Here is a 23704-nt window from a genome sequence, read left to right as displayed (position 1 = left end):
CAATGTCAAGCATACCTTGGAATCTGATTATGCCTATCATCGTCCTGCAGCTGATTTTGGCTGTGGTAGGATTGATATCTTTATATAAAGCGGAAGCAACTCGCGGACCCAAATGGTTGTGGGTCATCATCATCTTGTGTGGTAACATTCTGGGCTCCGTTGCTTATTTTGTCTTCGGAAGGAAGGATGTCTCATGACCCAAACATTGCTGCAGGTAAGGGATTTATCCAAGCGCTTTAAGGAGCGCGAAGTTGTCAAAGGAATATCGTTCAGTATTAATGAAGGCAGCTGCGCCGCTATACTCGGTCCAAACGGTGCCGGCAAAACAACCACGATCAATATGCTGGCTGGATTACTCCAGCCGTCGGGAGGTTCGATTGAGCTACTGGTAAACGGAAGCCCGACTATGGATCGGCGACCATACATCGGCTTCTTACCTCAAATGCCTGTGTTTTATCCCTGGATGACCGGTGCTGAATTTCTGCTCTATGCTGGGGAGCTTGCCGGTTTGACAAGCCATGAGGCCAAGAAGGAGATGGGAGAATGGCTAGAGGCAGTAGGCATTTGGGATGCGGGGAAACGCAAGATCGGCGGTTATTCAGGCGGCATGAAGCAGCGTTTGGGGCTTGCTCAGGCACTCATTCATAAACCGAAGCTGCTCATTCTTGATGAGCCCGTGTCAGCGCTCGATCCCACAGGACGTAAGGATGTACTGACTCTGCTTCAGCGCATTCGCAAAGAGACAACGGTCTTGTTCTCCACGCATGTGCTGCATGACGTTGAAGAGGTTTGTGATGAAATTCTCATGATTCGGAGTGGCGATATTGCCCTCCAAGGAAGTCTTGACCATGTCCGCCAAACTTACAGCGAGCCAGTGATCAGTCTGGAGGTGGGTGGAGACGAGGCATCGCGGTCCTGGTTAACCGCTGTCTGCAGCAAGGATTTTGTCATCCATTCCGAGATTTCTGGAGGACGTGCGAAGATGAGGGTGGCGAACGTGGAGCAAGCTTCCCTTGCACTCATGACTGACGCTGTATCTCACTGCATCATGATTCGTTCGCTTGAAGCAGGCCACAGCACACTCGAAGACTTGTTTATGAAGGTGGTGCAATCATGAGGCAGTTCTTCTTGTTTTTTCGTAAAGAAATGCTGGAGATGAGACGCAGCTATAAATGGCTGTGGGTGCCGCTCGTGTTTTTGATGCTGGGGATCATGCAGCCATTGGTGACGCGTTTTATGCCGGTGATATTGGAATCCGCGGGCAATATGCCCAAAGGCATGACGATCACCATCGAGCTTCCTTCTGGGACGGAAGTGATGGGGCAGACGCTTAGTCAATACAACTCAGTCGGTCTCATGATTCTGGTGTTGTCCATCATGACCCTGATTTCAGGAGAGCGTCAAAGCGGCGTCTCGCAGTTGATATTTGCGAAGCCGGTGTCTTACTTATCCTATACAGCGGCCAAGTGGGCAAGCATGCTGTCTCTCTTCACCGCGTCTTTCGTGCTAGGCTACGCGGGGGCCTGGTATTATACCGTGCAGATCATCGGAAGCGTTGATACCGCGGCAGCCTTAAGAGCAGGCCTTCTCTATTTGCTGTGGCTCTGGTTTACCGGATCGCTTACGCTGCTTATGAGTTCTCTAATGAATCCTGCAGCAGGCATTGCCTTCGTCAGCTTAGGGGCGGCAATACTGCTGTCCATGGCTTCACAATGGTTGCCACGGTTTACAACCTACAGCCCAGGTTCTTTACCGCAAATTTCGACGCAGTGGCTGCAGACAAGCGGTGAACCTACGGCTGCCTTAGGCGCGGCAATCCTTTGTTTGATGTGCATTATCTTCTTTTTCTTGATCGCAGCTTATCAAGTGAAGATAAGGAAATCCAAAGTATAACGGACACTAGATGCCGTATATGTCTTGATAATAAATAGAAGAAGGAGCGATATTTTGAATTCATCTTACATCGAAGTTCGTGACATCAATAAGAGCTACAACACACAGAACGTATTAAATGGAGTTTCCTTCTCGATCGAGAAGGGGAGTATAGTCGGTCTGCTTGGTCCAAACGGCTCTGGAAAAACGACGCTCGTGCGCTTAATGAATGGCGTTATCCTTCCGGACTGTGGCACAATGTGGTTGAATGGTTACGATCCGGTCACCGATGGAAATGCCATCCGGCGTCTCAGTGGCGTGGTTACAGAGGGAGCAGGACTCTATCATGAGATGAGCGGTATAGATAATTTACGATTTTTCGCCAAACTATACAACTGCTATGATGAACAAAGAATCCGAGAATTGTTACAGCAATATGGCCTAGAAAATGCTCAAGATAAGAAAGTCGGAAGCTACAGTACAGGCATGAAAAAGCGTTTGGCCTTGGCGAAGGCACTTCTCCATCAACCGGAGATTTTGTTTCTGGACGAGCCGACAAACGGTCTCGATCCGGAAGGCATCAAGCAAGTCGTGAGAGACCTGAAAGCGATGAATGAAGCTCATGGCACGACGATCATCCTCTGTTCGCATGTGCTGCAGCAGTTGGAATCACTGTGTCATTCGTATATTTTCTTGAGCAACGGCACCATACTGGACACCGGGACGAAAGAAGAGCTGGATAAGAAGCATTTTAAGACGGTGCAGCTTCGGTTAACAACTGGTTTATCTATAGAGGAAGATAGGTACCATGGTTATCCCGTTCAACGAGTGGGGCCCAGCGAGATCCTGCTAGAGCTTCCTTCAACCGATTTAATATCGACGGTACTCCGTCAAATATTGGAAGAGACATGGGTGCACACTGCAGAGATCATGAATCGTGACTTGGAATCCCTGTATTTTCAAGTGAAGGGTGAGAAATAATGAATTGGAGTCAGATTAGAGCCATCGCTCAGAAGGATATAAAGGCCATCACAAGCAACGTACAAGTATTGATCGGGATTATAATACTTCCACTTGTGTTCGGCGTACTGTTACCAGGAGGGTTAATCTTCGCAATGAAATTGGTGAACATTGTCGATTCTGATTTAGTCAACATGGTACAGAAGGTCGTTACGCAGTTGCCTACAGGAGACAAGAAGGAGTTAATTACGCAGCTGTCTACAATAAACCACCAAATCATCTACATTTTCGTCAACTACATGCTTGGACCATTCTTCATGCTCATTCCAGTGCTGAATTCTTTAATGATCGCACTGAACAGTCTTGTCGGAGAGAAGGAGCGCAGAACGCTAGAAAGCCTACTGTTCGCTCCGATCGAGGTGAAAGACCTGTTCATGGGCAAATTAGTCGGGACCTTCATCCCCACCTTCATCGTCACACTGGCCAGCTTTGTTCTGTGCGGTATTATCATCAACGGGCTGTCATACACCATGTTCGACGGTCTGATCTTCCCGAATCTATCCTGGGGTATTATCCTGCTGTGGGTGACGCCGATGTTTACCGGATTAGTTATCCTGATCAGCATCTTTATCTCCGCGCGTTCCAAAGGGTTCCAAGAAGCACAGCAATTAGGAGGAGTCGTCGTACTGCCCATCGTCGGAGCTGCGATCTCCCAAATTACAGGGATCGTGTTCCTAAGTTCACAGATCCTGCTTGTCACTGGTTTGATGCTGTTCATTATCAATATCCTTTTATTGCGCCGGCTAACAAAAATGAATCAACGGAATGTGTTATTTGAGCGTCAGGTTCATTAAAATTAAAGAACCAGGAACGGCTGCCTTTTGTGTTGATGGATAAAAAGAGGACTTAGATGAAAACTTTGCTTCTAATAGGGGATGATGACAGATATGAACTCATTGGCTCGCAATAAAGACTTGTTCAGTCAAATCAATTGTCTTACGAAGATTGTTACGTTGAATCCTATTACAAATCATATTTTTATGGAAGCACCTGACCTAAAACTAACAGATTATTATATAGGTGCAGGATGCATTGCCCAAAGCATTTGGAACTATGTATGTGGGTTACCTGTAAATTATGGGATCCATGATATTGATTTTGTTTATTTCGATTCTGATCTTTCATATGATAAGGAATGCGAGGTCATCGATATGGTGAACCAAAGGTTCGGAGATCTTCCTATAAGACTTGATATAAAAAATCAATCACGTGTCCATTTATGGTATGAGAACCATTTTGGGTATCCAATAGATCCATATTCTTCGCTTGAAGAAGCCATAAACACTTGGCCGACAACTGCTACAGCGATCGGGATGCGAAAAGATGAGAATGGAGAATGGAGCATATATGCTCCGTTTGGTTTGAATGATCTATTCTCTTTAATTGTAAGAGCGAATAAAGCCCAAATCACAAAAGAGATTTATGAGGGAAAAGTAGATAGATGGAAGGGAAAATGGCCAGCCTTAACTATTATCCCTTGGGATTAATCGGCTACAGATGAGCTGGCTAGAGAGAATCTTTATACTAAGCTGCGAGGAGTACTTAAATTGTAAACTATTGTTTCAAAAAAAGACTTTGCCGTCCTGTTGAGACGGTAAAGTCTTTTTTATCTATACTGGCAATGATAATTTCATTCTGTTATTGTACAATCTGCCAAACACCTAGTTGACTAGGCACATTGCCTTGCGTCCACCACTTCGCTTGGTAAGTAACGCCTTCATATAGGACACGATCTCCACCAAAGTAAGATTTGCTCGCATTCCATACTGGCGTTATGCTGCTGAGCAGCTTCCATGCATCCGAATTATCAGGTTGATTGCCTTGCGTCCACCATTTCGCTTCATATTCATTGCCTTGGAACACAACAAGGTCACCGCTTGTATACACTTGTGCAGGATCCCACTCTGGTAATTCTCCGGCTTGTTGTTCTTTTGTTTTCAATGTAATAGTATTGCTCGCTTCCGATACATTGCCTGCCGCATCAACTGCCTTCACAACGTATGTGTACTCTGTGTTCGGCTGCAACCCGCTGTCTGTTGCCATTGTACCTGATACGGTCTGAACTTTAACCCCATTACGATAAATTTCATAGTGCTTCACCCCTACATTATCCATAGAGGCGTTCCACATGAGATCAATCGTTGAGGTCGTCTGTCCCATCGTATGCAAGGAGGATGGGGCAGTTGGGGCCGTTGTATCTTTAGCAGGGATTGGCTTGGTTGTCACTGTGATTGCAGTGCTTTCCTCGGAAACATTGCCTGCCGTATCCACAGCCTTTACCGTATACGTATAAGAGGTATTTGCTTCCAGTCCTGTATCAACAACGGAAGTACCTGTTACCGTCTGTACCTTTACACCATTGCGATACAACTCATAATGATGAACACCTACGTTATCGGAAGCTGCGTTCCAGCGCAGTTCAACCGTGTTCGTCGTTTGTACAGGAGATGTCACTGCAGTAGGGGCCCCTGGTGCCGTTGTGTCCTGTGGATCTGGAGTTCCGTTCGTATCGTTAATCAAATTCACATCCACTACCTGATAAAAGGCATTTGCGGTATCCGCAATTTCCCATACACCCAGAATCACATGATAGCCGCTGCGATCTGTCGGCAAGTTAATTTGATGCGAAACCGAGCTTGAAGGCTTGGCTCCACCATCGTTAAACGTCTGAATAAGCTCAAAATCAGAGCGAGCTAAAGGCTTATTTGGGTCCCAGTCCTTCTTGGTTATGTAATACTTCCATTCTTTTGTTGCGTGTTGGGCAGTTAATGTCCAATTTATGGTGTTCTTCCCGCCATGCATCGTTACTTTACTCCAGCGAGTAGCTGACTGCTCATCAAGCTGTGGGAACACACCACCACCTGCGATATGGCCATCAGCAGGTCCACTCGCCGGGAAGCCACCTAGACCTTCCACACTTTGCGGTTCGTATTGCACGGGTCCGCAGCTTGTGTTCTTCTGCTCCTTACATAGAGCCGCACGACTAGAGTGAATGTAACCATGAGCAGATACTTGGTCAACGAACAACATTGATCCAATGACTCCACATACGAGTAACGATGCTGCTTGCAGTACCTTTTTCCTCTTAACCCCTGCATTTAAGTTTAAAGTGTTAAACATTTTGCTAATCATTATCTCTCTCCTTTGAATTTATTGACATCTCTCAGAGACATCAAAAATTATCGGATATTGTAGAAAGATTGTGAAGACACAATTGAAAAATAATCTAAACGACTCATCTGCTAGTCCTATTAATTCAGGCACAAGGGACTAATGAACATTGGTCTCCAAAAGTCTTTGGCGAAATGAATAACTACCAATTTAAATTGGTCAAGATTCCGGTGATTTTGTCTGGCATGATCATACAGACACCGATAAGGTTTTTATTGTGATCGAAGGAGAGGTGTTCTTTGATTTTCGAGCAGGTCAGCTCAAGCTGTAGCCATTTCCTTGCGGAAATGGCTTTTTGATGATTTAGGAATGAAGTCGGTGATTGAGATTTATTATTTGACTAGGAATGCAAGCTAATCGGTAATCGGACTTCACTTGAAGATAAGCAATTAATATAATAACGTTTGACATGTGAAAACTGCCATGATATATTTAGCACGCTAAATGTATTTAAGGAGGCTTATCGATGAAGGTTAGTGTAGACTGTGATATTCGTATGTCCTTGGATAAAGTTTCTTCCCAAATGCGGCGGGATTATAGTGAGAGTCTTAGAGAACTTAATCTTTATGTAGGCCAAGATAATTTACTCTCACGCTTATGGTCGGGTGATGGAATAACACAAATGCAGCTGTGTGAACATTTAAAATGCGAACCGCCTACAGTAACAAATATGGTTAAATCTCTAGAGCAGAATGGTTTCATACACCGTAAACGTGATAAAGAAGATGCAAGGGTGATGCGAATTTATTTAACGGACAAAGGTAAAGAATTAGAAGAACCCGTTGGAATTAAATGGAAACAGCAGCAAGAGAAATTACTTCATTTAATGTCTGCTGAAGAACGCTTAATACTAAGGGATCTTTTAAAGCGTATGGAGAAAAACTTATACTAAGTCTTCTCTTAAAAATATATTTAGCATACTTAATATTTTATTTAGTACCCTAAATATTCAAAGGGAGTTCTGAAGATACATGGGCTAGAATATCGTCAATATTTTCTTAAACAGGAGGAGTCAATAGTGAATAATAGAATATGCGAAATATTAAATATAGAGAAACCGATTATACAGGGCCCTATGTCTTGGGTTACTAATGCCGAATTTGTTGCAGCGGTAAGCAATGCTGGTGGATTAGGGTTTCTAGGTCCAAATGCCGGTCAGGCTGATATCACTCGTTCACCTGAAATAAGTACAGAAAGAATGAGAATTGAAATACAAAAAATAAAATCTTTAACAGATAAGCCATTTGGAGTACCCCTGATTATAAATCGTGATTTAGCTTACACGTGGCCCTTATTGGAAACAGTTATTAATGAGAAAGTTCCGGTTGTTCTTGTGAACGATGTATTGGATGAAAGAATCTTTAAGCCGTTAAAAGAAAATAATATTAAAATTATTTATAGACCCCTTACTCCTACTATTGAGAATGCAAAAGCAGCAGAGGAATTTGGAATAGATGTTTATGTAGCAACTGGATTTGATGAAGGTGGTACAGTTCCGGAACGAGTTATCGGCACATTTTCGATTGTTCCAATGATTGTAGATGCTATAAATACTCCTGTATTGGCAGCAGGTGGTATTGGTGATGTCAGAGGAGTGCGTGCTGCATTTGCCTTAGGTGCGGAAGGTGTGTTTGCTGGTAGTGTTTTTATTCCAACAATAGAGAATCCAGCAGCAGAAAACGTCAAACAAATGATAGTAGATGCTACAGCAGAAGACCTACTAATGTTCCGTACGTTACCAGCTTACTACCGTTCTTTACCTACTAAATTAGCGAATAAACTTGTTGAAATGGATAAACAAGGGGCTACTCGTGAAGAAACAGCAAAATTGATGCGTGGATCAATTGGAATGCGTATCGGCATGTTAGAAGGTAATACTGACGATGGATACATTTCTATAGGTACTGGAATTACGCCAATTAGAGAAATCAGGACTGTAAAAGAAGTGATTGATTCTTTGATGCAAGACTTTAATTAGAATAAATATTGCAATAGCTAGTTGCTGTGTACATTATTTATTAGGCTCAAAAAGAAATTGGCAGGATATTTATTAAAAATGCTACACTATGGGCGAAGAGTAAATCAAATAAGAAGGTGTAAATGAATGCGGTTTGGAGAATTTTATATAGGACAAGAATTTAAAACCAAGTCATTGAGATTGTCCAAGGATGATATCATCAGATTTGCGTCTGAATTCGATCCCCAATATATGCACTTGAACGAGGACAAAGCGAACCAAGGAAGATTCAATGGAATTATAGCATCAGGAATTCAAACTCTGGCTGTTTCGTTTAAACTCTGGGTTGAAACAGGTAATTATGGTGATGAAGTCATTGCCGGAACTACTATGAATAATATCAAGTTTATAAAACCTGTTTATCCGGGGGACGAATTATATACTCTTGTGAAGGTCACTGAACTGAGGGAAAAACACAATGAAACAGGATTAGTAACTGTTTTACTAACAACGTTTAATGAGAAAGAGGAGGTCGTTTTTGAAGGAGAACTGACCGTTCTAATAAGAAAATAATACAAGCATTTATTCGTAGCAAGGAGGAAAATAAAATGATTAAGGAGGAAATAATCTCCCATTGCTTAACCTACAATGATGTTTATAAAGACCAACCTTTTGATGACAAATGGACCGTTATACGTCACAAAAGGAATAAGAAGATATTTGCAATGATCTTTAAACTAGACGGAAATCTTTGCTTAAACCTCAAGTGTGAACCAAACAAAGCTGATTTGCTGCGTACTATTTATGATGATGTTAAACCTGGTTATCACATGAACAAAACTCATTGGAATACGATTGTTTTGGATCGTAACATGAAAGAGGATGATATCTTCGAGATGGTGCATCATAGCTTTGAACTTACGAAGCCCAAGTCAAAGAAACAGACTTAGCAGATTAAGGTCAACTTAATTAACTAGGAAATGTAGAAGGAAAAGAATATATTCCATTGAAGTCGCTTTATTAGCGGCTTTTTTTGGCTAGTAAAGTCAGTATAATCACCTTTGGCAAAACATGCTATTCATTTTAAATTAGCTGTACACCTTTTTCTAACAATCAATGACGGTGAAATCTGTGATTATGTTGGATTTCATCATAAACGGACATAAAGTAGTAGACTTTGTATTTATATATTGCCTATAATATGTGTACAATCATATTCATCCATAGAAACGAACAATTGAAGAGATTTTGTTGTGAAAGCGCTTCAGTTCTTATCGCAAGTTACTTTGAGAAGCTAGGAGTGCGTAAAGGAATAAATCATGAGATTTGGGGTGAAGAGCAGTGAATTAAAGTGTTGATGTAAATGCCGGGATATAGAAACGTTAAGGTTCAAAAGTATGGAATTACATATTCATATAGGTCTTTCTGAAGCCTTCTCATTCTTAACATCTTATAGGTGCCTCTGCTGTATGCAGAGAATCCGGAAATGGAGGATTTATGAAATTAAATATTCCTAACTCTGCTGCGGATTTAAGACAAATAGCTGATCGTGTGGTGGATTACACTTTTGGCATGGATTTAACTTGGGACTGGCCAGGCGGGGTTGCCTTCTACGGCGTAAGCCGAGCATTTGAAGTGACAGGTAAGCAGGTCTACTTGGAACGAATGGCGGATTGGGTTGATGAATATCTGGAAGCAGGTCTTCCGCGATGGACGGTAAACACGTGCGCTATGGGGCATATGTTAATTACGCTGTATGAGCAGACCAATGACCAGAAGTACCTCGATCTTATTCTCAGCAAGGTGGATTACTTGGAAAACAAGGCACTGCGTTTCGGGGATCGTGTGCTTCAGCATACCGTTTCTTCAAAAAATGATTTTCCAGAGCAATGCTGGGCAGACACACTATTTATGGCCGCTTATTTTATGCTTCGTGTTGGCGTCAAGCTGAAGGAGAAGCGATTAGTTGACGATGCTCTGCATCAGTATTTCTGGCATATCAATTATCTGCAGGATGAGGATAACAGTCTATGGTATCACGGCTACAATCATATTAATCAAGACCACATGTCAGGAATTCATTGGGCGCGTGCCAACGCTTGGGCTGCTTACACGATGTCTCGTGCAGCAAGAGGGGTGCCTGAAGGCTATTTATATCCTCCGATGATGCATATCTGGAGTTCACTTCGAGATCAGCTTGCGGCAATTAAAAAGCTGCAGAAGGAAGACGGACTCTGGGGAACTGTACTTGATTACCCGGAGGCGTATGGTGAAGTATCCGCCACGTCGGGTATCGCTGCCGCCATGGTAATGCAGGACAATCCGCTTCATGCGAAGTACGTTCGAAAGGCTTTAGACGGCGTCCTTGCCAACATCTCCGCGAACGGACGAGTAATGAACGTTTCTGGCGGAACAGCCGTTATGAACGACATTGAAGGGTATCTGCGCATTGATCGGAAATGGGCACAAGGCTGGGGGCAAGGGCTGGGTCTCGCTTTCCTAGCGGCAGTTATTGAGATGGTGGAATCACAGGAGGAAGGCTTAACGACTCAGGAAGGATCGAATCTAAGTCCGAATGAGGTAGAGAAAGAGAAGGAAATTGAAGCAAAGTGATTTCTCAGCAGATGTCTCATAAGTCGCTAAATTTAGCGACTTTTTTCTTTTAATGGTACAAAAGTTGCTATCCCGAGGCCAGGAGGTATAAGCACTTGTGCAAAACCCCCATTGATGCATTAATATTAGGATCAAGAAGGGAAGACTTATAACAATATTAAACATTACTTTCATCAAGGAGTTGAATAAAATGAATAAAAATAATGAAATAAAACGTTCTCCAGATGCAGAAAACATTCTATCTCTGATCGATCGTAAAACTAAGCTAGGCGACTTACGAAAAATCGCAAAGGACATTAAAAAGGATCACGAGCTAGCGATGGAACTGTGGTCCACCGAAGAGTTATTGCCTAGACTATTAGCAATCTTAATTATGGATAAAAAATTACTTTCACAAGAATTGCTAAATAAGCTTGATAAGGATATGCAGACTCACACTTTTGATGAGCGAAATAACTTAATGGATTGGCTAATGGCTAATCAGCTCTCCAAAGACAAGAAGACAATTGCATTGATGGAGTCATGGGAAAATAGTCCTTCTGCTCTTCAAAGGCGAGCTTACTGGTACTATCAAGCGCGATTGAGATGGACTGGACAAACACCGCCTGATAACACCGCAGACTTACTATCTACATTAGAAGCTAATATTACGCGGGAGGAACCGGAAGTTCAATGGGCTATGAATTTCACCGCAGGATGGATAGGCGTTTATGATGAAAATAATCGTGAACGTTGTATTGAAATTGGTGAGAAAACGGGTCTTTACAAAGATGAAGTCGTAGCAAAAGGATGTACTCCCAGCTATTTACCGGAGTTTATCACGATTGAAGTTAACAAACGACAAAATACAATCGGATAACGTTAGACTGAAAAAGCGATCTCATGATAAAGCAGTTCCCACAGCTGTACGACTAAGTAAGCTAACGGAGAACGTTAGTTCAAAACAGCATAGAGCAGTTCGTCAGTCGGCAGATGCTCCTTTTTTGTTAAGATGAGAATTTTATTTGAATTGCTTTTAAAAACATATCAGCAGCTACTGAAAATGATTGATGTTTCTTCCAAACAATATACAATTCTGATTCAAGTCTTGGTTCTAGAGGTTTGAAGCAAAGGTTACTATCTCTAGACGTATTCACTATTTTATCGAGGGCTATTGCATAACCCATGCCCTCTTCAACCATAATCGCAGCATTAAAGGCAAGGTTGTATGTAGTCACGACATTTAATTTGTCAAAACCTTCACCAAACCAATCCAAAAATTCATTTTTAGAATATCTTTGTTGCAAAGGCTGACGGGAACAGATAAGAGGAACATCTAATAAATCCACTGCTTGAATGGTATCTTTGAAAGCAAGCGGACTATTCTTCTTCATAATAATGCCCCAAACATCCTTGGCAGGGATAACGATATGATTGTATTTTGACAAATCAGCCGGTTGAATTAAAACACCAAAGTCTAGCAATCCCTTGTCAAGGCGATCAGTCACATCTTCTTCGTTACCACTATAGAGATGATAACGAATCTTCGGATAATTTAACTGTAGATCTTTGGCTACCTTTCCTATCTGTCTCATGGCATCTGTTTCACCACCACCTATGTACACATCCCCTGCAATTGTATCTTCCATAGAGTTAAATTCAAATTCCACTTTATCGACCAGGTCAATAATTTCTTCCGCTCTTTTCCGCAGGAGAATTCCTTCCTCTGTGAGAGTGACACTGTGACTACTGCGAATGAATAGTTTCTTGCTCAGTTGTTGTTCTAAATCTTTTAATTGTCTTGATAAGGTTGGCTGTGTGATATGTAACAATGCAGCAGCAGCTGTCATGCTGCCTTCTCTTGCTACAGCAAGAAAGTAGCGCAGAACTCTTAATTCCATTTTATAAACCTCCTTTATTTATCTGGTTCAAGTATATAATCTAAAGAAATGTGTTTCAAGCATATCATGATATAAGATATAACTATTAGTATTATCTAAGAAACGCAGTTAAAATAAAATTGTAATTTCAATAGCTAGAAAATTTCGGCAAGACAGTGGAATATGCAGTGGATAAAAATGCCGTTTCAGTGTCGACAGTATGAGATGCATGATTATGTAAGTAATAAATTTAAAGGAGTAATACTTTTGGCTAAACGAAATAATTTACTGATATTCATATTAACGATAGGTGTGTTTGGAATTTTAAATACGGAAATGGGATATATCGGAATATTACCTTCTATAGCTGAACATTTTAATGTTAGTGTATCAACTGCAGGGTTGCTAGTAAGTTTGTTTGCCCTCGCTGTGGCTATATCAGGTCCCATCTTACCGTTATTATTATCAAGAATAAATCGTAAGACGATTATGTTAATTGTACTGGGTGTTTTTCTATCAGGGAACATTGTAGCTATATTTACATCTAATTTCACTACTCTATTAGTTGCGAGGATAATTCCTGCCTTTTTCCATCCGGTCTATTGTTCTTTGGCATTCTCGGTTGCTGCTGCCTCTGTAAGTAGAGAAGAGGCGCCAAAAGCTGTTGCTAAAGTATTTATTGGTGTTTCTGCCGGCATGGTAATCGGGGTACCCGTTTCCAGTTTTATTGATAGTGTATTTTCTCTACAAGCGGCAATGGCCTTTTTTGCTGTTGTAATTGCTATATCGTTCATTGCTACCATATTATTTGTACCCTCAATGCCAGTAGAGGAGAAAATTTCTTACGGAACACAATTAACCATATTAAAAAAATTAATTACGTGGCTCTCCATTGCAGCTGTCATTCTATTGAATGCTGCAATATTTGGAGTATATAGCTATTTAGCGGATTATCTCGGCACAGTTACAAATATGGCGCCTAATACAATCAGCTTAACACTGTTCCTTTATGGCGGGGCCAATGTTATAGGAAGTATGATTGCAGGCAGATTACTTACTAAGAATGCGACTAGATTAGTACTGATGTATCCATTGGCATTAGGAGCAATCTATATTATTTTATTTTTCACAGGACATTTTACTTTACCTATGCTTATCATTAGTTTAGTGTGGGGTATTTTTGGTGGTATAGGAGCTAATATAACGCAATATTGGATTATGTCAGCAGCTCCCAATTCTCCTGATTTTTCTAATGGATTATTTCTCACGGCCGCTAATTTAGGAACAACATTCGGAACAGCTGTAGGTGGAATATTTATATCACAAATGGGTATACGCTACGTTGTAATCGTTGGAATATTATCCGTGATCCTCAGTTTAGCTATGATCTTGTTAAGAATCTTTATATATAATCCGAGCAAAAAGCTAGATGCAAGATGAACATGAAGTTAATTAGATAAGTAGGCATAAAAAAGGCAACCAGACGGTTGTCTTTTTTTGATGAGGAACATCTCCTGAAGAATCCATTTAATAACCCTCCTTTATTTGACTTTAAGTATATAGCTTCAAGAAATGTCTATCAAGCATATCATGTTATAAGATATAACTATTGGTATTATCTAAGTGGCGTAGTTAGAATAAAATTGTAATTTCTATTGCAGAATCACAACGAAAACATCGAAATGGGAGGTAAATACAATGATGAAAAAGAAAAATTTACACTTTGGAGTACTTGCAACAATTCTGACAATGACAGCATGTAGTCCACAGTCAACAGCCCAGGAGGATACTCAGACACAGAGCGCTTCAGCAACCAATTACGGTGCGATGACGGATGTTTCCATTCGTGTAGAACCCATTGAACTCACAGAAGAGTGGGATAAAGTATTCCCTCTCAGCGATGAGGTAAATCACAGAAAAGTGACTTTCGTCAACCATTTTGGAATAACAATTGCAGCCGACCTATATGAGCCAAAGAATTATGAAGGTAAACTTCCTGCGATTGCTGTCAGTGGTCCGTTTGGTGCCGTTAAGGAGCAGTCCTCTGGCCTTTATGCCCAGGAAATGGCCAAAAAAGGATTCTTAACGATTGCCTTTGACCCTTCCTATACTGGGGAGAGTAGCGGATACCCAAGATATTTCAACTCACCTGATGTTAATGTTGAAGATTTCCAAAGTGCTGTGGATTTTCTCTCCGTTCAGGAGAATGTTGATCCTGAGCAAATTGGTATAATCGGTATCTGCGGATTTGGAGGTTATGCGCTTCAGACAGCCGCACTTGATACAAGAATCAAGGCGACAGCCGCAATGACAATGTACGATATGAGTCGTGTTACGGCACTTGGATATAACGATACCCTTGATGAGGAGGGGAGATATCAGGCTCGTGTCGATTATAATAATCAAAGAACAGAAGACTATACAAAGGGCATCTATACCCTGGGAGGCGGAAATCCAGAGAAAGCACCGGATGATGCTCCACAGTTCATCAAAGACTATGTAGATTATTACAAGACTGAGCGTGGCTATCACACACGTTCTGTAAATTCAAATGGAGGATGGGCTTCGACAACTGCAGGTTCCTTAATGAATATGCGTTTATTGGAATATGCTCCTGAGATCCGCAGCGATGTACTTGTTGTTCACGGTGAGGATGCCCATTCTTTATATTTTAGTCAAGATGCCTTTAAGCTTCTCAAAGGTGACAATAAGGAGCTGGAAATTATTCCTGGTGCAAGCCATACAGATCTATATGACCAAATGGAAGTAATTCCGTTTGACAAATTGGATACATTTTTTACTAATGCATTTGCAGATGAGTCATAAGGAACAAGTAGAAGGGAGCAGCTAGCTCCTGTCCTCTCAAATACCCTATACTCGGGTCCATATACGTCGGTTCAAAAGGGACAAGAGTATAGTCCCATTGAAAGTCGCTAATTTAGCGGCTTTTTTAGTTTATCGGTACAAGTCCTTTTCCCGATTGCCGGTAGTGGGTAGTCGTTGACTTGCTGGGTCAGATCATATTTAAGGACAATGGTACACTTCGGCCTTCAGGATACTGTTTGCCTAACGATGATGGGATTGGCAGACGCATCTGATCATACTTGGTTACGAAACGCGTCACCTAATTAAGTTTTAATCATACTTATCTTACAGCCTTCAAAAAGTGAGCTTGGTCCGTAATAAGCTGAATAGATGATATTTTATTGACTAGAAGGTCTATTTAGAAATTCCTGTTGTATGGAGTCAAGTTACCGTTCCCCCTATGAATAATACTTCATAGAATAGAAAATAGAATATCAATTTCATCTATAGAAAGTAGGGGAAATAAACGGTGGATGGGATAGGAAATACAGAGAGTGGTTTTGCGGCTCACGCAGAAGGATTAAATACTACTGCCAGTGGGACAGCGTCTCATTCAGAAGGTTATCAAACGACAGCAAGCGGAAATGCTTCCCATGCCGAGGGAAGCACAACTACAGCAGCCGGTGCAGCATCTCATACGGAAGGATACCTTACGAATTCAACGATCGATACAGCTCATGCCGAAGGTGATTCTACATTAGCTAGCGGCGCTGCAGCACATGCGGAAGGTTATAATACAAATGCTAGTGGAATTGGCTCTCATGCTGAAGGTGGAGAGACACTAAGCAGCGGACTATATGCACATGCTGAAGGTCAAAACACATCTGCCATCGGGCAAGCCTCGCATGCTCAAGGTATGCTTAGCTCAGCGAGCGGTGATTTATCCCATGCTGAAGGTCAAAGCACAACAGCCAGTGGTGTATCCTCTCATGCCGAAGGTGCTAGTACTATCGCAGCAGGAGCAAATTCTCATGCAGAAGGCACAGGATCGACAACGACAGTCAATGGCATTAGCGCTCATGCTGAAGGAGAAGGAAACACAGCGAGCGGCAGAGCTTCTCATGCTGAAGGTGGAGCTCAGGATCCAAGCGGAACAGCTGCTCCTAACCTATCGAGCGGTCCTAGTTCTCACGCGGAGGGGTTGGAACAACCGCCAGTGGTTTTGCCTCCCATGCAGTAGGGGGAACTTTTGATATTACAATTGTCCAAGGCCCACAGGCGATAGGTGACTTCTCCCATGCGGAAGGGAACAGCACAACCGCAATCGGTATCGCCTCCCATGCGGAAGGGATTGGCACTATAGCAAACGGGGAAGCTCCCCATGCGGAAGGGGTCGGCACGGTAGCAGTTGGTATCGCCTCCCATGCAGAAGGATTGAATACAACAGCGTTTTTCAATGGATCTCATATTATGGGTCAGAATGGACAGGCGCGATTTCCTTTTTCCTGGCACTTAGCAAATGGTCTTATGGTCGGACCCACCTTAAACTCAGCTGTGATTGAAGGAGCCACAGGCAACCTTTATTTGGATGGAACGGTCATCTCTCCGGCAGCTGCCGATTATGCTGAAATGTTTGAAACATTTGACGGAAATACAATTGATGTTGGGTACTTTGTTACCTTAATGGATGATAAAGTTCGAACAGCTCATGCTGAAGATGACTATATTCTTGGTGTAGTGAGTGCGACACCAGCAATTATCGCCGATGCAAGTGATCTAAGATGGCATGATCTATACGTTAAAGATGAGTGGGGAAGAATCCAATATCATGATGTTGTTGTACCTGAAGTGAAAGATAAGGAAGGTCGAATAATTATAACTTCCTTTACCAAAAGAGAAGGTCAACTAAATCCTGAGCATGACTCATCGAAGGAATATATACCGCGATTGCAAAGAATAGAATGGATACCGGTTGGTGTTGTCGGTAAATTGCTTGTTCGTGATGACGGTACTAATCAGGCTGGGGGATATTGCTGGGCAAATAACGAGGGAATCGCAACGTCATCCACAACAGGCTACCGGGTTATGAAAAGGACTGGACCTAATCAAATTTTGATATTTGTGAAATAAGACTTATCTCATGATTGAGATTGTAAATGAATCATTAGCAGGAGCGCTTGAATAAGGTTCCTGCTTCTTATGTTTTGTGTAAACAGAAGATATACGTTAATGATCGATACATATGAGAGATATTCAGAATGAATTGGTTCATATATCGGACTGTAGACGGAGCCATGAATCAGACTCAGGGTTGTTTTGGGACATGCCATTCTCCAAGTAACATAAAGATACAATAAAATGAAAGGGAGTGGTTATTATGACTCGTATAAGGGAGAGCACCGTGAACAATCGTCTATTTTATATGGATCGTCTGCGGACATTTCTCACAATTTTGGTTGTGTTTCATCATGCAGCGACGACATATGCTGTGCCGGGTTCGTGGTATTTTTATGATACGCTGCAAAAGCCTGATGCAAGTTTTGTACTGATGCTGTTGTTTGTCTTTATCAACCAAGCGTTCTTTATGGGATTATTCTTCTTTATCGCGGGGTACTTTGTGCCCTCATCTTCTGATCGCAAAGGACCGAAGTCTTTTCTCAAAGATCGGCTTATTCGCTTGGGGATTTCTTTGATCGTTTATATCTTCCTCATCAGTCCAGTGATTTTATATACCACCACGCTCCATTATAGTGCAAGCGATAGCAATGAAGTGTCATTTTGGGAGTTTTATCGGACGCAGATCCTCAGCTTTGCAATCACAGAACCGGGTCCGCTCTGGTTTTTGCTTGCACTGCTTGTTTTTAATTCAGTTTATGCGCTGGTACGTATGGTTAGGAAAGATAGTGCTCCGAAGAAGAGTATCCCATTCCCATCGGTGAAATTGCTTCTGCTTACTGCCACGCTCATCGGACTTGTAACCTTCGGAATCCGTCAAATATTCCCGATCGGCAAGCTCATATTTGGATTGAATTTCGGCTATTTTCCTGCATATATCGTACTCTTTATTGCAGGGATCATCGCGTACCGTAATCAGTGGTTAACGAATATCCCACGTCGTACCGTGAAAATCATGGGCATCATCGCACTCATTTTCCTGCCGATACTTCCGATCGCCGCTCTCATCCTCAACCCGACATTGAGTACCGGAGGGGGGTTAAACTCAAATGCCTTCATTTATGCCATATGGGAGCCCTTTGTCGGATTTGGCATCTCTCTACTATTGTTGGCAGTGTACCGCAAATATCGCAATCAAACGAACAAATTTCAACGTAGTGTTGATTCTGCCTCGTATACGGTTTATATCATTCATTCACTCGTATTGATTGCTTATAGCATTTGGTTGCACAACGCACAAATGCCTCCGTTTATTGAGTTTCTGATATTAGGTGGGTTAGGGACAATCACGAGTTATTTGCTCGCTATACTGATTCGGAAAATTCCTTACGCCAAGAAAGTACTATAACCATTTTTATAATTGGGACCCTTCAGTGAAACGGCGGCTTCGCAGTGGATCGAAATCAAGTTTTTCAGCTTAGGTAAACACGTTGACAATAAATAAACGATCATTTATTATTGATCCATGAGATATAGAGATGATAACAAAGTCGAGGCAATATTTGACGCAACCATACAGCTAATTAATGAGATCGGGTTCTCTGATACGTCGATATCAAAAATCGCCAAGAGAGCGAGTGTATCTGCAGCGACGATTTATATTTACCATGAGAACAAAGACGATCTGCTTTACAAGACCTACTTGAAGATTAAAGGCAAGATGAGCGAGAGAATGTTTCAGGAAGTGGATCATACCCGAACAGTTTACGAACGATTTGAGGTTATCATCCGCAACTATGTTGATTTTATTCAATCTTTCAAAGAGTATTTTTTGTTCCTGGAGCAAATAATGAATTCTCCTCTGCCTCAGAAATGGTGCCTAGAAGATACGGCAAGTCAGTTTCAACCGATCTTCGATCTGTTTGAAGCTGGCATCCGGCAGGAGATCCTGAAGAAGGAAGATATTAACATGCTAGTTGTTTACTCCATCTTGCCGATTGCCGAATTGGTGAAAGCACATTTGAAGAACGGGACCCTATTGAATGGTGAACAATTAGATTCTGCCATCAAGATGAGTTGGGACGCTATTAAAGCATAGTAAAAAAGTTTAAGCGATGATTAGCATCGCTTTTCTTTTCACCAATAGTAAATGAACATTCACTTATTATAGAAAATCGAGAGGGAATGAACAATGAAGTTTACCATCTTTGGAGCTAGCGGGGGTACGGGGTTACAGCTAATAGACCAAGCGATCAACAAGGGACATACCGTAAAAGCCTTTGTTCGTAACGCAGATCGAATCTTGCTTACTCGGGAGGGATTAACCGTTATAGAAGGCAATGTATTTAGTGAAGAGGATGTGGGATCAGCTATTGAGGGGCAAGACGCGGTGTTTGTCGCTTTAGGAGTCACAGCAGGAAGTCCTTCAGATCTATGCTTTCGTGGGACGCGTTCAATTGTGAACGCGATGAGAAGGCATAAAGTACAAAGACTGGTCGTTCTTACGGGCTTTGGCACCAGCAGAGAAAGTAGGAATCAGCTTGGAATTGGGATGAGGATGATTGTTAAACTGGTTTATTTAATAACGTTCCGAGAGTTTTACGATAAGGAAAGGCAGGATGGTATTGTGCGGAAAAGTGGTTTGGACTGGACTATCGTTCAGCCTTCAAGGCTCACCAATGAGCCGGGCAAAGGGCGATATAAGCACGGTGCTTTTAAACCTTCCATACTAGCTAAAATTTCTCGTGACGACGTGGCTAGATTCATGATCGATTCAGTCGAACATGCTCGTTATATCAAACAATCCTCGTTTATTCACGACTGAATGAACAGCATTGCGGTTTGTAATAACCCAATTAGATGTAAAATATAAGCTAACGGAGGAATAAACCATGAGACCAAACTGGACGCCTGACGATCTCCCAAATCTAAAAGGAAAAACCGCTATCGTGACAGGAGGCAATGGCGGGGTAGGCTATTATACGACATTAGAGCTAGCGAAGCACGGTGCCACAGTGATTATTGGAAGCCGGGATCCTATGCGGGGAGAAGAAGCCATCATCAAGATGAAACAAACGGCACCGAATATAGCTGTAACAGTAGAGCCATTAAACTTGGCAGATCTGAAGTCAGTTCGAAGCTTTGCCGACAAAATCCATGGGAAAGTGAAAGGTATAGACGTCCATATAAATAACGCTGGAGTAATGGCAGTTCCGACTCGTGAACTGACGGCAGATGGTTTTGAAATGCACTTTGGAACCAATCATCTTGGACACTTCGCGTTGACAGGTCTGTTATTACCGTTAATTGAAAAGAACCGCGGTCGAATCGTTACAGTTAGCGCAAAGTCAGCTCAAATGGGTGATATAGATTTTTCTGATTTAAGAATGGACAACAAATACAGACCAATGGCAGCATACAATCGCTCGAAACTTTCAAACATACTGTTTGCCCGTGAATTGAATCGACGTGCGAAGAAGAAAGGTATCACTTCTATAGCAGTACATCCGGGTACAAGTCCTACAGGAATCGGGAGAAACACACCGCGGGGAACCAGAGCATTCGGACTGCTATTAATGAAAATATTCGGAACTCCTCCTGATCAATCCGCTTGGCCATCTCTTATTGCGGCGACGGATTCGACAATCACCGGAGACATTTACCTAGGGCTAGGAATGAATCCGCTAAAGGCGAAGAGACCGAAGCTTGTAGATTTCCCCAAAAAGGCTTTGGATGCGCAGCTTGCGGATAGACTTTGGTTACTATCCGAGAAGTTAACCGATGTACATTATAACTTGTAAAAACGATCAAAAGAATGGTTCCTTTTTTCACATATATACACGCTAAGACCGTATTACATAGACTAGAACATTACGCAAGAGGGAGACATTAATTCAAAACCGCATGGAGCAGTTCGCCGGTTGGCAGCTGCTTTTTTGTTTAATCTAATGGGCAGTTTTGTTTAAGATTAGTCACAGAGAGTCGTATCATTTGATTCGCTGCATCGGGAATATGCATAGAGCATCGCCAGCGTTCATCCTGCGGAGCCTCCGGATATGGCCATGGAATCTAAAATCAACCCGATCATCATGATGGCAGTGAGAATAATGATTCGTTTCATCGCAAAAAATGTTGTCATTTGTGTCTATAATCATAAGATATTACGCATTCGGATGATTCTATCGTAAAATTTAATAATAAGAAAGTGCAGGAGTGTGTACCCGTGGCAAATATTATTGATATCGCAAAGCTAGCAGGCGTATCCGTATCCACTGTATCAAGGGTAATAAATAATCATCCTTATGTCTCGGAGTCGAAGAGGGAAATGGTACAGCGAGTCATTGATGAGCTTGACTTCACTCCAAACCGGTTAGCTGTTGATTTAATCCGTAAGGAAACAAAATGCATCGGTGTGATCATACCATACAACAACAATCAAGCCTTTGATCAACTGCTCCATGGCGTACTCAATCGATCGATTGAGCATGATTATTCTGTAATGGTGCTTCCTACGAAATACGATCCTGCTAAAGAGCTTCGCTGCTTAAACATGTTGAAAAATAAACAATTGGACGGAGTCATTATCACTTCTCGTTCTAATGATTGGAATTCAATCCTTCCGTATAGTAAATATGGAACCATCGTTGCATGCGAGTTCACTGATCATCCCCAAATTGGGTGTGCCTATATTGATCGGTATGCATCTTTCGTGGACGCATTCCAGTTGTTGAAGGACAAAGGTCATTCACGCGTCGCGTTTACAACAGCAAGAGGCGAAGAGAGTAGCAGCACACAGTTGACGATAAAAGCATACAAGCAAGTATTCAGTGATTTGTCACCAGTGTATCATTTGAATGATTGTCAAACGATGGATGACGGGTTTATAGCAGCACAGCGACTGCTTAATATGGAAGACAGACCCACAGCTATATATGCTAACGGTGATGAGGTCGCGGCAGGAATGTATCAGTGTGCAAAAGACATGAATTTAAGTGTACCGGAGGATCTGGCGATTATTGGCCAAGAAAATCAACCGGTTGGGATTGGACTGAGCCTATCTACCGTTGATCATCAGTTAGTAAAAGTTGGTGAACAAGCCTTTGATCTTACAATGGATAGAACCAACAATAAAGTAAAGATTCCCTACCAAATCATTATACGTCAGTCTACTTAGCTATTGACCTGAAAAGGATTTCATACTTTAGCATACGAATAGGGTTCATTACTTATCATGCTAAGGAGGATGAAATGATGATGTACAAAACCGTTATTTTTGATATTGACGGAACATTAATCAACACAGAACAAGCGGTGTTAGGCTCATTACAGAAGCTGCTGGAGAAGAACTATAATCGGAAAATGAAACAGGAAGATCTCGCATTTGCGCTTGGGATACCGGGAGCCGTATCTTTGGGGCAACTCGGTATCGAAGATATTGAATATGCGAATAAATGCTGGAATGATCTGATGAATGATTTCCGGCATACCATTCACGTATTTGAGGGTTTTCAACAACTGCTTGCTAATCTGAAGATACAATCCGTTGCAACTGGAGTCGTGACGTCCAAGACTAAACGAGAGTATCAAGATGACTTCGTCCCTTTTGGTCTCGCATCTTACTTGCCGTATGTGGTATGTGCAGATGATACAGATCGGCACAAGCCTCATCCTGACCCACTAGTTAAATTTCTAGATATATCTGATGCAAAGGCGGAAACCTCCATTTACATCGGTGATACGATCTATGATTACGAATGTGCCAGAGACGCCGGAGTAGACTTTGGATTAGCATTATGGGGATGCAAACAACCTGAGGCGATTCCAGCAAAATTTAAGTTCGCGAATCCAGAAGATATTCTTGTTCTTTGGGATGACATGAAGTAAGTAATGATAAGTAAAAAAAGGGGAGATGAAATGATGAGTTTTAAAGTGACAGAGTACGTTAACGAGAGATTAGAAGAGATTGAAAAATTAAAAAGCGAAACATTCGATTGGTTAAAAAACGTAACTAAGACTGTTGATGAGCTTACAAAAGAAGAAGAAATAGAAATCTTAGAGAAAAAAATGATTTATTATTCTGCTTCTGGTGCATTAGAGGAGCTAGGCAGATTAAAAGAGAAATTAGATGAATAGTTTATTGTTGAAACGATGGCAAGGCGTAACCAGAAGACTGTGACATAGAATGGGTTACCGGGGGACAATAATATGTTCTGATTACCGATTAGATGTATATCTAATCGGTTTCCACAATTAAATTCAAGCTAGCAAGCAGGTTATCAATATTACAAGAAAG

General features: G+C 41.9%; 25 protein-coding genes and 1 pseudogene. 24 read left to right on the top strand and 2 right to left on the bottom strand.

Annotated features, from left to right (window positions below; all coding sequences use genetic code 11):
* The first annotated feature begins 2 nt into the window (after positions 1-2).
* The 6 genes from TCA2_RS12090 (at position 3) to TCA2_RS12065 (ending at position 4379) form a co-directional block, all read left to right on the top strand.
* A complete protein-coding gene (locus TCA2_RS12090; RefSeq protein ID WP_370510353.1) occupies positions 3-197 on the top strand; it encodes a PLD nuclease N-terminal domain-containing protein in 195 nt (64 codons plus the stop codon).
* Positions 194-1117 (top strand): ABC transporter ATP-binding protein, encoded by a 924-nt coding sequence (locus TCA2_RS12085; protein ID WP_047911847.1) that lies wholly within the window; start codon positions 194-196, stop codon positions 1115-1117. The genes TCA2_RS12090 and TCA2_RS12085 overlap by 4 nt, the downstream gene beginning before the upstream one ends.
* A complete protein-coding gene (locus TCA2_RS12080) occupies positions 1114-1893 on the top strand; it encodes an ABC transporter permease (RefSeq protein ID WP_047911846.1) in 780 nt (259 codons plus the stop codon). The genes TCA2_RS12085 and TCA2_RS12080 overlap by 4 nt, the downstream gene beginning before the upstream one ends.
* A 54-nt stretch (positions 1894-1947) precedes the next feature.
* Entirely contained in the window at positions 1948-2853 is a 906-nt protein-coding gene (locus TCA2_RS12075) for an ABC transporter ATP-binding protein (protein WP_047911845.1), read from the top strand.
* Positions 2853-3686, top strand: coding sequence for an ABC transporter permease subunit (locus TCA2_RS12070; RefSeq protein WP_047911844.1), 834 nt, complete (start codon positions 2853-2855; stop codon positions 3684-3686). The genes TCA2_RS12075 and TCA2_RS12070 overlap by 1 nt, the downstream gene beginning before the upstream one ends.
* A 93-nt stretch (positions 3687-3779) precedes the next feature.
* On the top strand, positions 3780-4379 hold the full coding sequence (locus tag TCA2_RS12065; protein WP_238546366.1) for a nucleotidyltransferase family protein: 600 nt from the start codon (positions 3780-3782) through the stop codon (positions 4377-4379).
* 151 nt (positions 4380-4530) lie between these two features.
* Here the strand turns inward: TCA2_RS12065 and TCA2_RS12060 are convergent, their stop codons facing one another.
* The gene (locus TCA2_RS12060; protein WP_047911843.1) at positions 4531-6024 is read right to left on the bottom strand and encodes a lytic polysaccharide monooxygenase; all 1494 of its coding nucleotides are present in this window, start codon (positions 6022-6024) and stop codon (positions 4531-4533) included.
* A gap of 173 nt (positions 6025-6197) precedes the next feature.
* Between TCA2_RS12060 and TCA2_RS27565 the strand changes: the two are divergent.
* The 7 genes and pseudogenes from TCA2_RS27565 to TCA2_RS12030 all read left to right on the top strand — a co-directional run.
* A pseudogene (locus tag TCA2_RS27565) lies at positions 6198-6331 on the top strand (cupin domain-containing protein); the annotation flags it as partial.
* 198 nt (positions 6332-6529) lie between these two features.
* Positions 6530-6955: a MarR family winged helix-turn-helix transcriptional regulator gene (locus tag TCA2_RS12055; RefSeq protein WP_047911842.1), complete on the top strand. Its 426-nt coding sequence runs from the start codon at positions 6530-6532 to the stop codon at positions 6953-6955.
* Positions 6956-7081: 126 nt separating this feature from the next.
* Positions 7082-8041: a nitronate monooxygenase family protein gene (locus tag TCA2_RS12050; RefSeq protein WP_047911841.1), complete on the top strand. Its 960-nt coding sequence runs from the start codon at positions 7082-7084 to the stop codon at positions 8039-8041.
* A 126-nt stretch (positions 8042-8167) separates the two neighbouring features.
* The gene (locus TCA2_RS12045) at positions 8168-8593 is read left to right on the top strand and encodes a MaoC family dehydratase (RefSeq protein ID WP_047911840.1); all 426 of its coding nucleotides are present in this window, start codon (positions 8168-8170) and stop codon (positions 8591-8593) included.
* 35 nt (positions 8594-8628) lie between these two features.
* Positions 8629-8970, top strand: coding sequence for an MmcQ/YjbR family DNA-binding protein (locus tag TCA2_RS12040; protein WP_047911839.1), 342 nt, complete (start codon positions 8629-8631; stop codon positions 8968-8970).
* Between the two features lie 547 nt (positions 8971-9517).
* Positions 9518-10633, top strand: a complete 1116-nt coding sequence (locus TCA2_RS12035; protein ID WP_081872462.1) for a glycoside hydrolase family 105 protein — start codon at positions 9518-9520, stop codon at positions 10631-10633.
* Between the two features lie 190 nt (positions 10634-10823).
* Entirely contained in the window at positions 10824-11492 is a 669-nt protein-coding gene (locus TCA2_RS12030; RefSeq protein ID WP_047911838.1) for a DNA alkylation repair protein, read from the top strand.
* A 127-nt stretch (positions 11493-11619) separates the two neighbouring features.
* Here the strand turns inward: TCA2_RS12030 and TCA2_RS12025 are convergent, their stop codons facing one another.
* Positions 11620-12513, bottom strand: coding sequence for a LysR family transcriptional regulator (locus TCA2_RS12025; protein WP_047911837.1), 894 nt, complete (start codon positions 12511-12513; stop codon positions 11620-11622).
* Between the two features lie 246 nt (positions 12514-12759).
* Between TCA2_RS12025 and TCA2_RS12020 the strand changes: the two genes are divergently transcribed.
* From TCA2_RS12020 to TCA2_RS11975, 11 genes are all read left to right on the top strand, one after another.
* The gene (locus tag TCA2_RS12020; protein ID WP_047911836.1) at positions 12760-13932 is read left to right on the top strand and encodes an MFS transporter; all 1173 of its coding nucleotides are present in this window, start codon (positions 12760-12762) and stop codon (positions 13930-13932) included.
* Positions 13933-14190: 258 nt separating this feature from the next.
* Entirely contained in the window at positions 14191-15318 is a 1128-nt protein-coding gene (locus TCA2_RS12015; RefSeq protein WP_238546365.1) for an alpha/beta hydrolase, read from the top strand.
* A gap of 508 nt (positions 15319-15826) precedes the next feature.
* Positions 15827-16537, top strand: a complete 711-nt coding sequence (locus tag TCA2_RS26170; RefSeq protein ID WP_052511949.1) for a hypothetical protein — start codon at positions 15827-15829, stop codon at positions 16535-16537.
* A 194-nt stretch (positions 16538-16731) separates the two neighbouring features.
* Entirely contained in the window at positions 16732-17427 is a 696-nt protein-coding gene (locus TCA2_RS12010; RefSeq protein WP_052511947.1) for a peptidase G2 autoproteolytic cleavage domain-containing protein, read from the top strand.
* Positions 17428-17674: 247 nt separating this feature from the next.
* Positions 17675-18820, top strand: coding sequence for an acyltransferase family protein (locus tag TCA2_RS26165; protein ID WP_052511945.1), 1146 nt, complete (start codon positions 17675-17677; stop codon positions 18818-18820).
* Positions 18821-18937: 117 nt separating this feature from the next.
* Positions 18938-19510, top strand: a complete 573-nt coding sequence (locus TCA2_RS12000) for a TetR/AcrR family transcriptional regulator (RefSeq protein ID WP_047911835.1) — start codon at positions 18938-18940, stop codon at positions 19508-19510.
* Positions 19511-19603: 93 nt separating this feature from the next.
* The gene (locus TCA2_RS11995) at positions 19604-20236 is read left to right on the top strand and encodes an NAD(P)-dependent oxidoreductase (RefSeq protein ID WP_047911834.1); all 633 of its coding nucleotides are present in this window, start codon (positions 19604-19606) and stop codon (positions 20234-20236) included.
* Positions 20237-20303: 67 nt separating this feature from the next.
* The gene (locus TCA2_RS11990) at positions 20304-21212 is read left to right on the top strand and encodes an oxidoreductase (RefSeq protein WP_047911833.1); all 909 of its coding nucleotides are present in this window, start codon (positions 20304-20306) and stop codon (positions 21210-21212) included.
* A 422-nt stretch (positions 21213-21634) separates the two neighbouring features.
* Positions 21635-22585, top strand: a complete 951-nt coding sequence (locus TCA2_RS11985) for a LacI family DNA-binding transcriptional regulator (RefSeq protein ID WP_047911832.1) — start codon at positions 21635-21637, stop codon at positions 22583-22585.
* A 74-nt stretch (positions 22586-22659) separates the two neighbouring features.
* Positions 22660-23295 (top strand): HAD family hydrolase, encoded by a 636-nt coding sequence (locus TCA2_RS11980; RefSeq protein WP_238546364.1) that lies wholly within the window; start codon positions 22660-22662, stop codon positions 23293-23295.
* A 30-nt stretch (positions 23296-23325) separates the two neighbouring features.
* Positions 23326-23544: a hypothetical protein gene (locus tag TCA2_RS11975; RefSeq protein WP_143042171.1), complete on the top strand. Its 219-nt coding sequence runs from the start codon at positions 23326-23328 to the stop codon at positions 23542-23544.
* Positions 23545-23704: the final 160 nt, after the last annotated feature.

Source organism: Paenibacillus sp. TCA20 (assembly GCF_000732325.1).
Taxonomy (GTDB): Bacteria; Bacillota; Bacilli; order Paenibacillales; family Paenibacillaceae; genus Paenibacillus; species Paenibacillus urinalis.
This window is presented reverse-complemented; position numbering and strand designations above follow the sequence as displayed.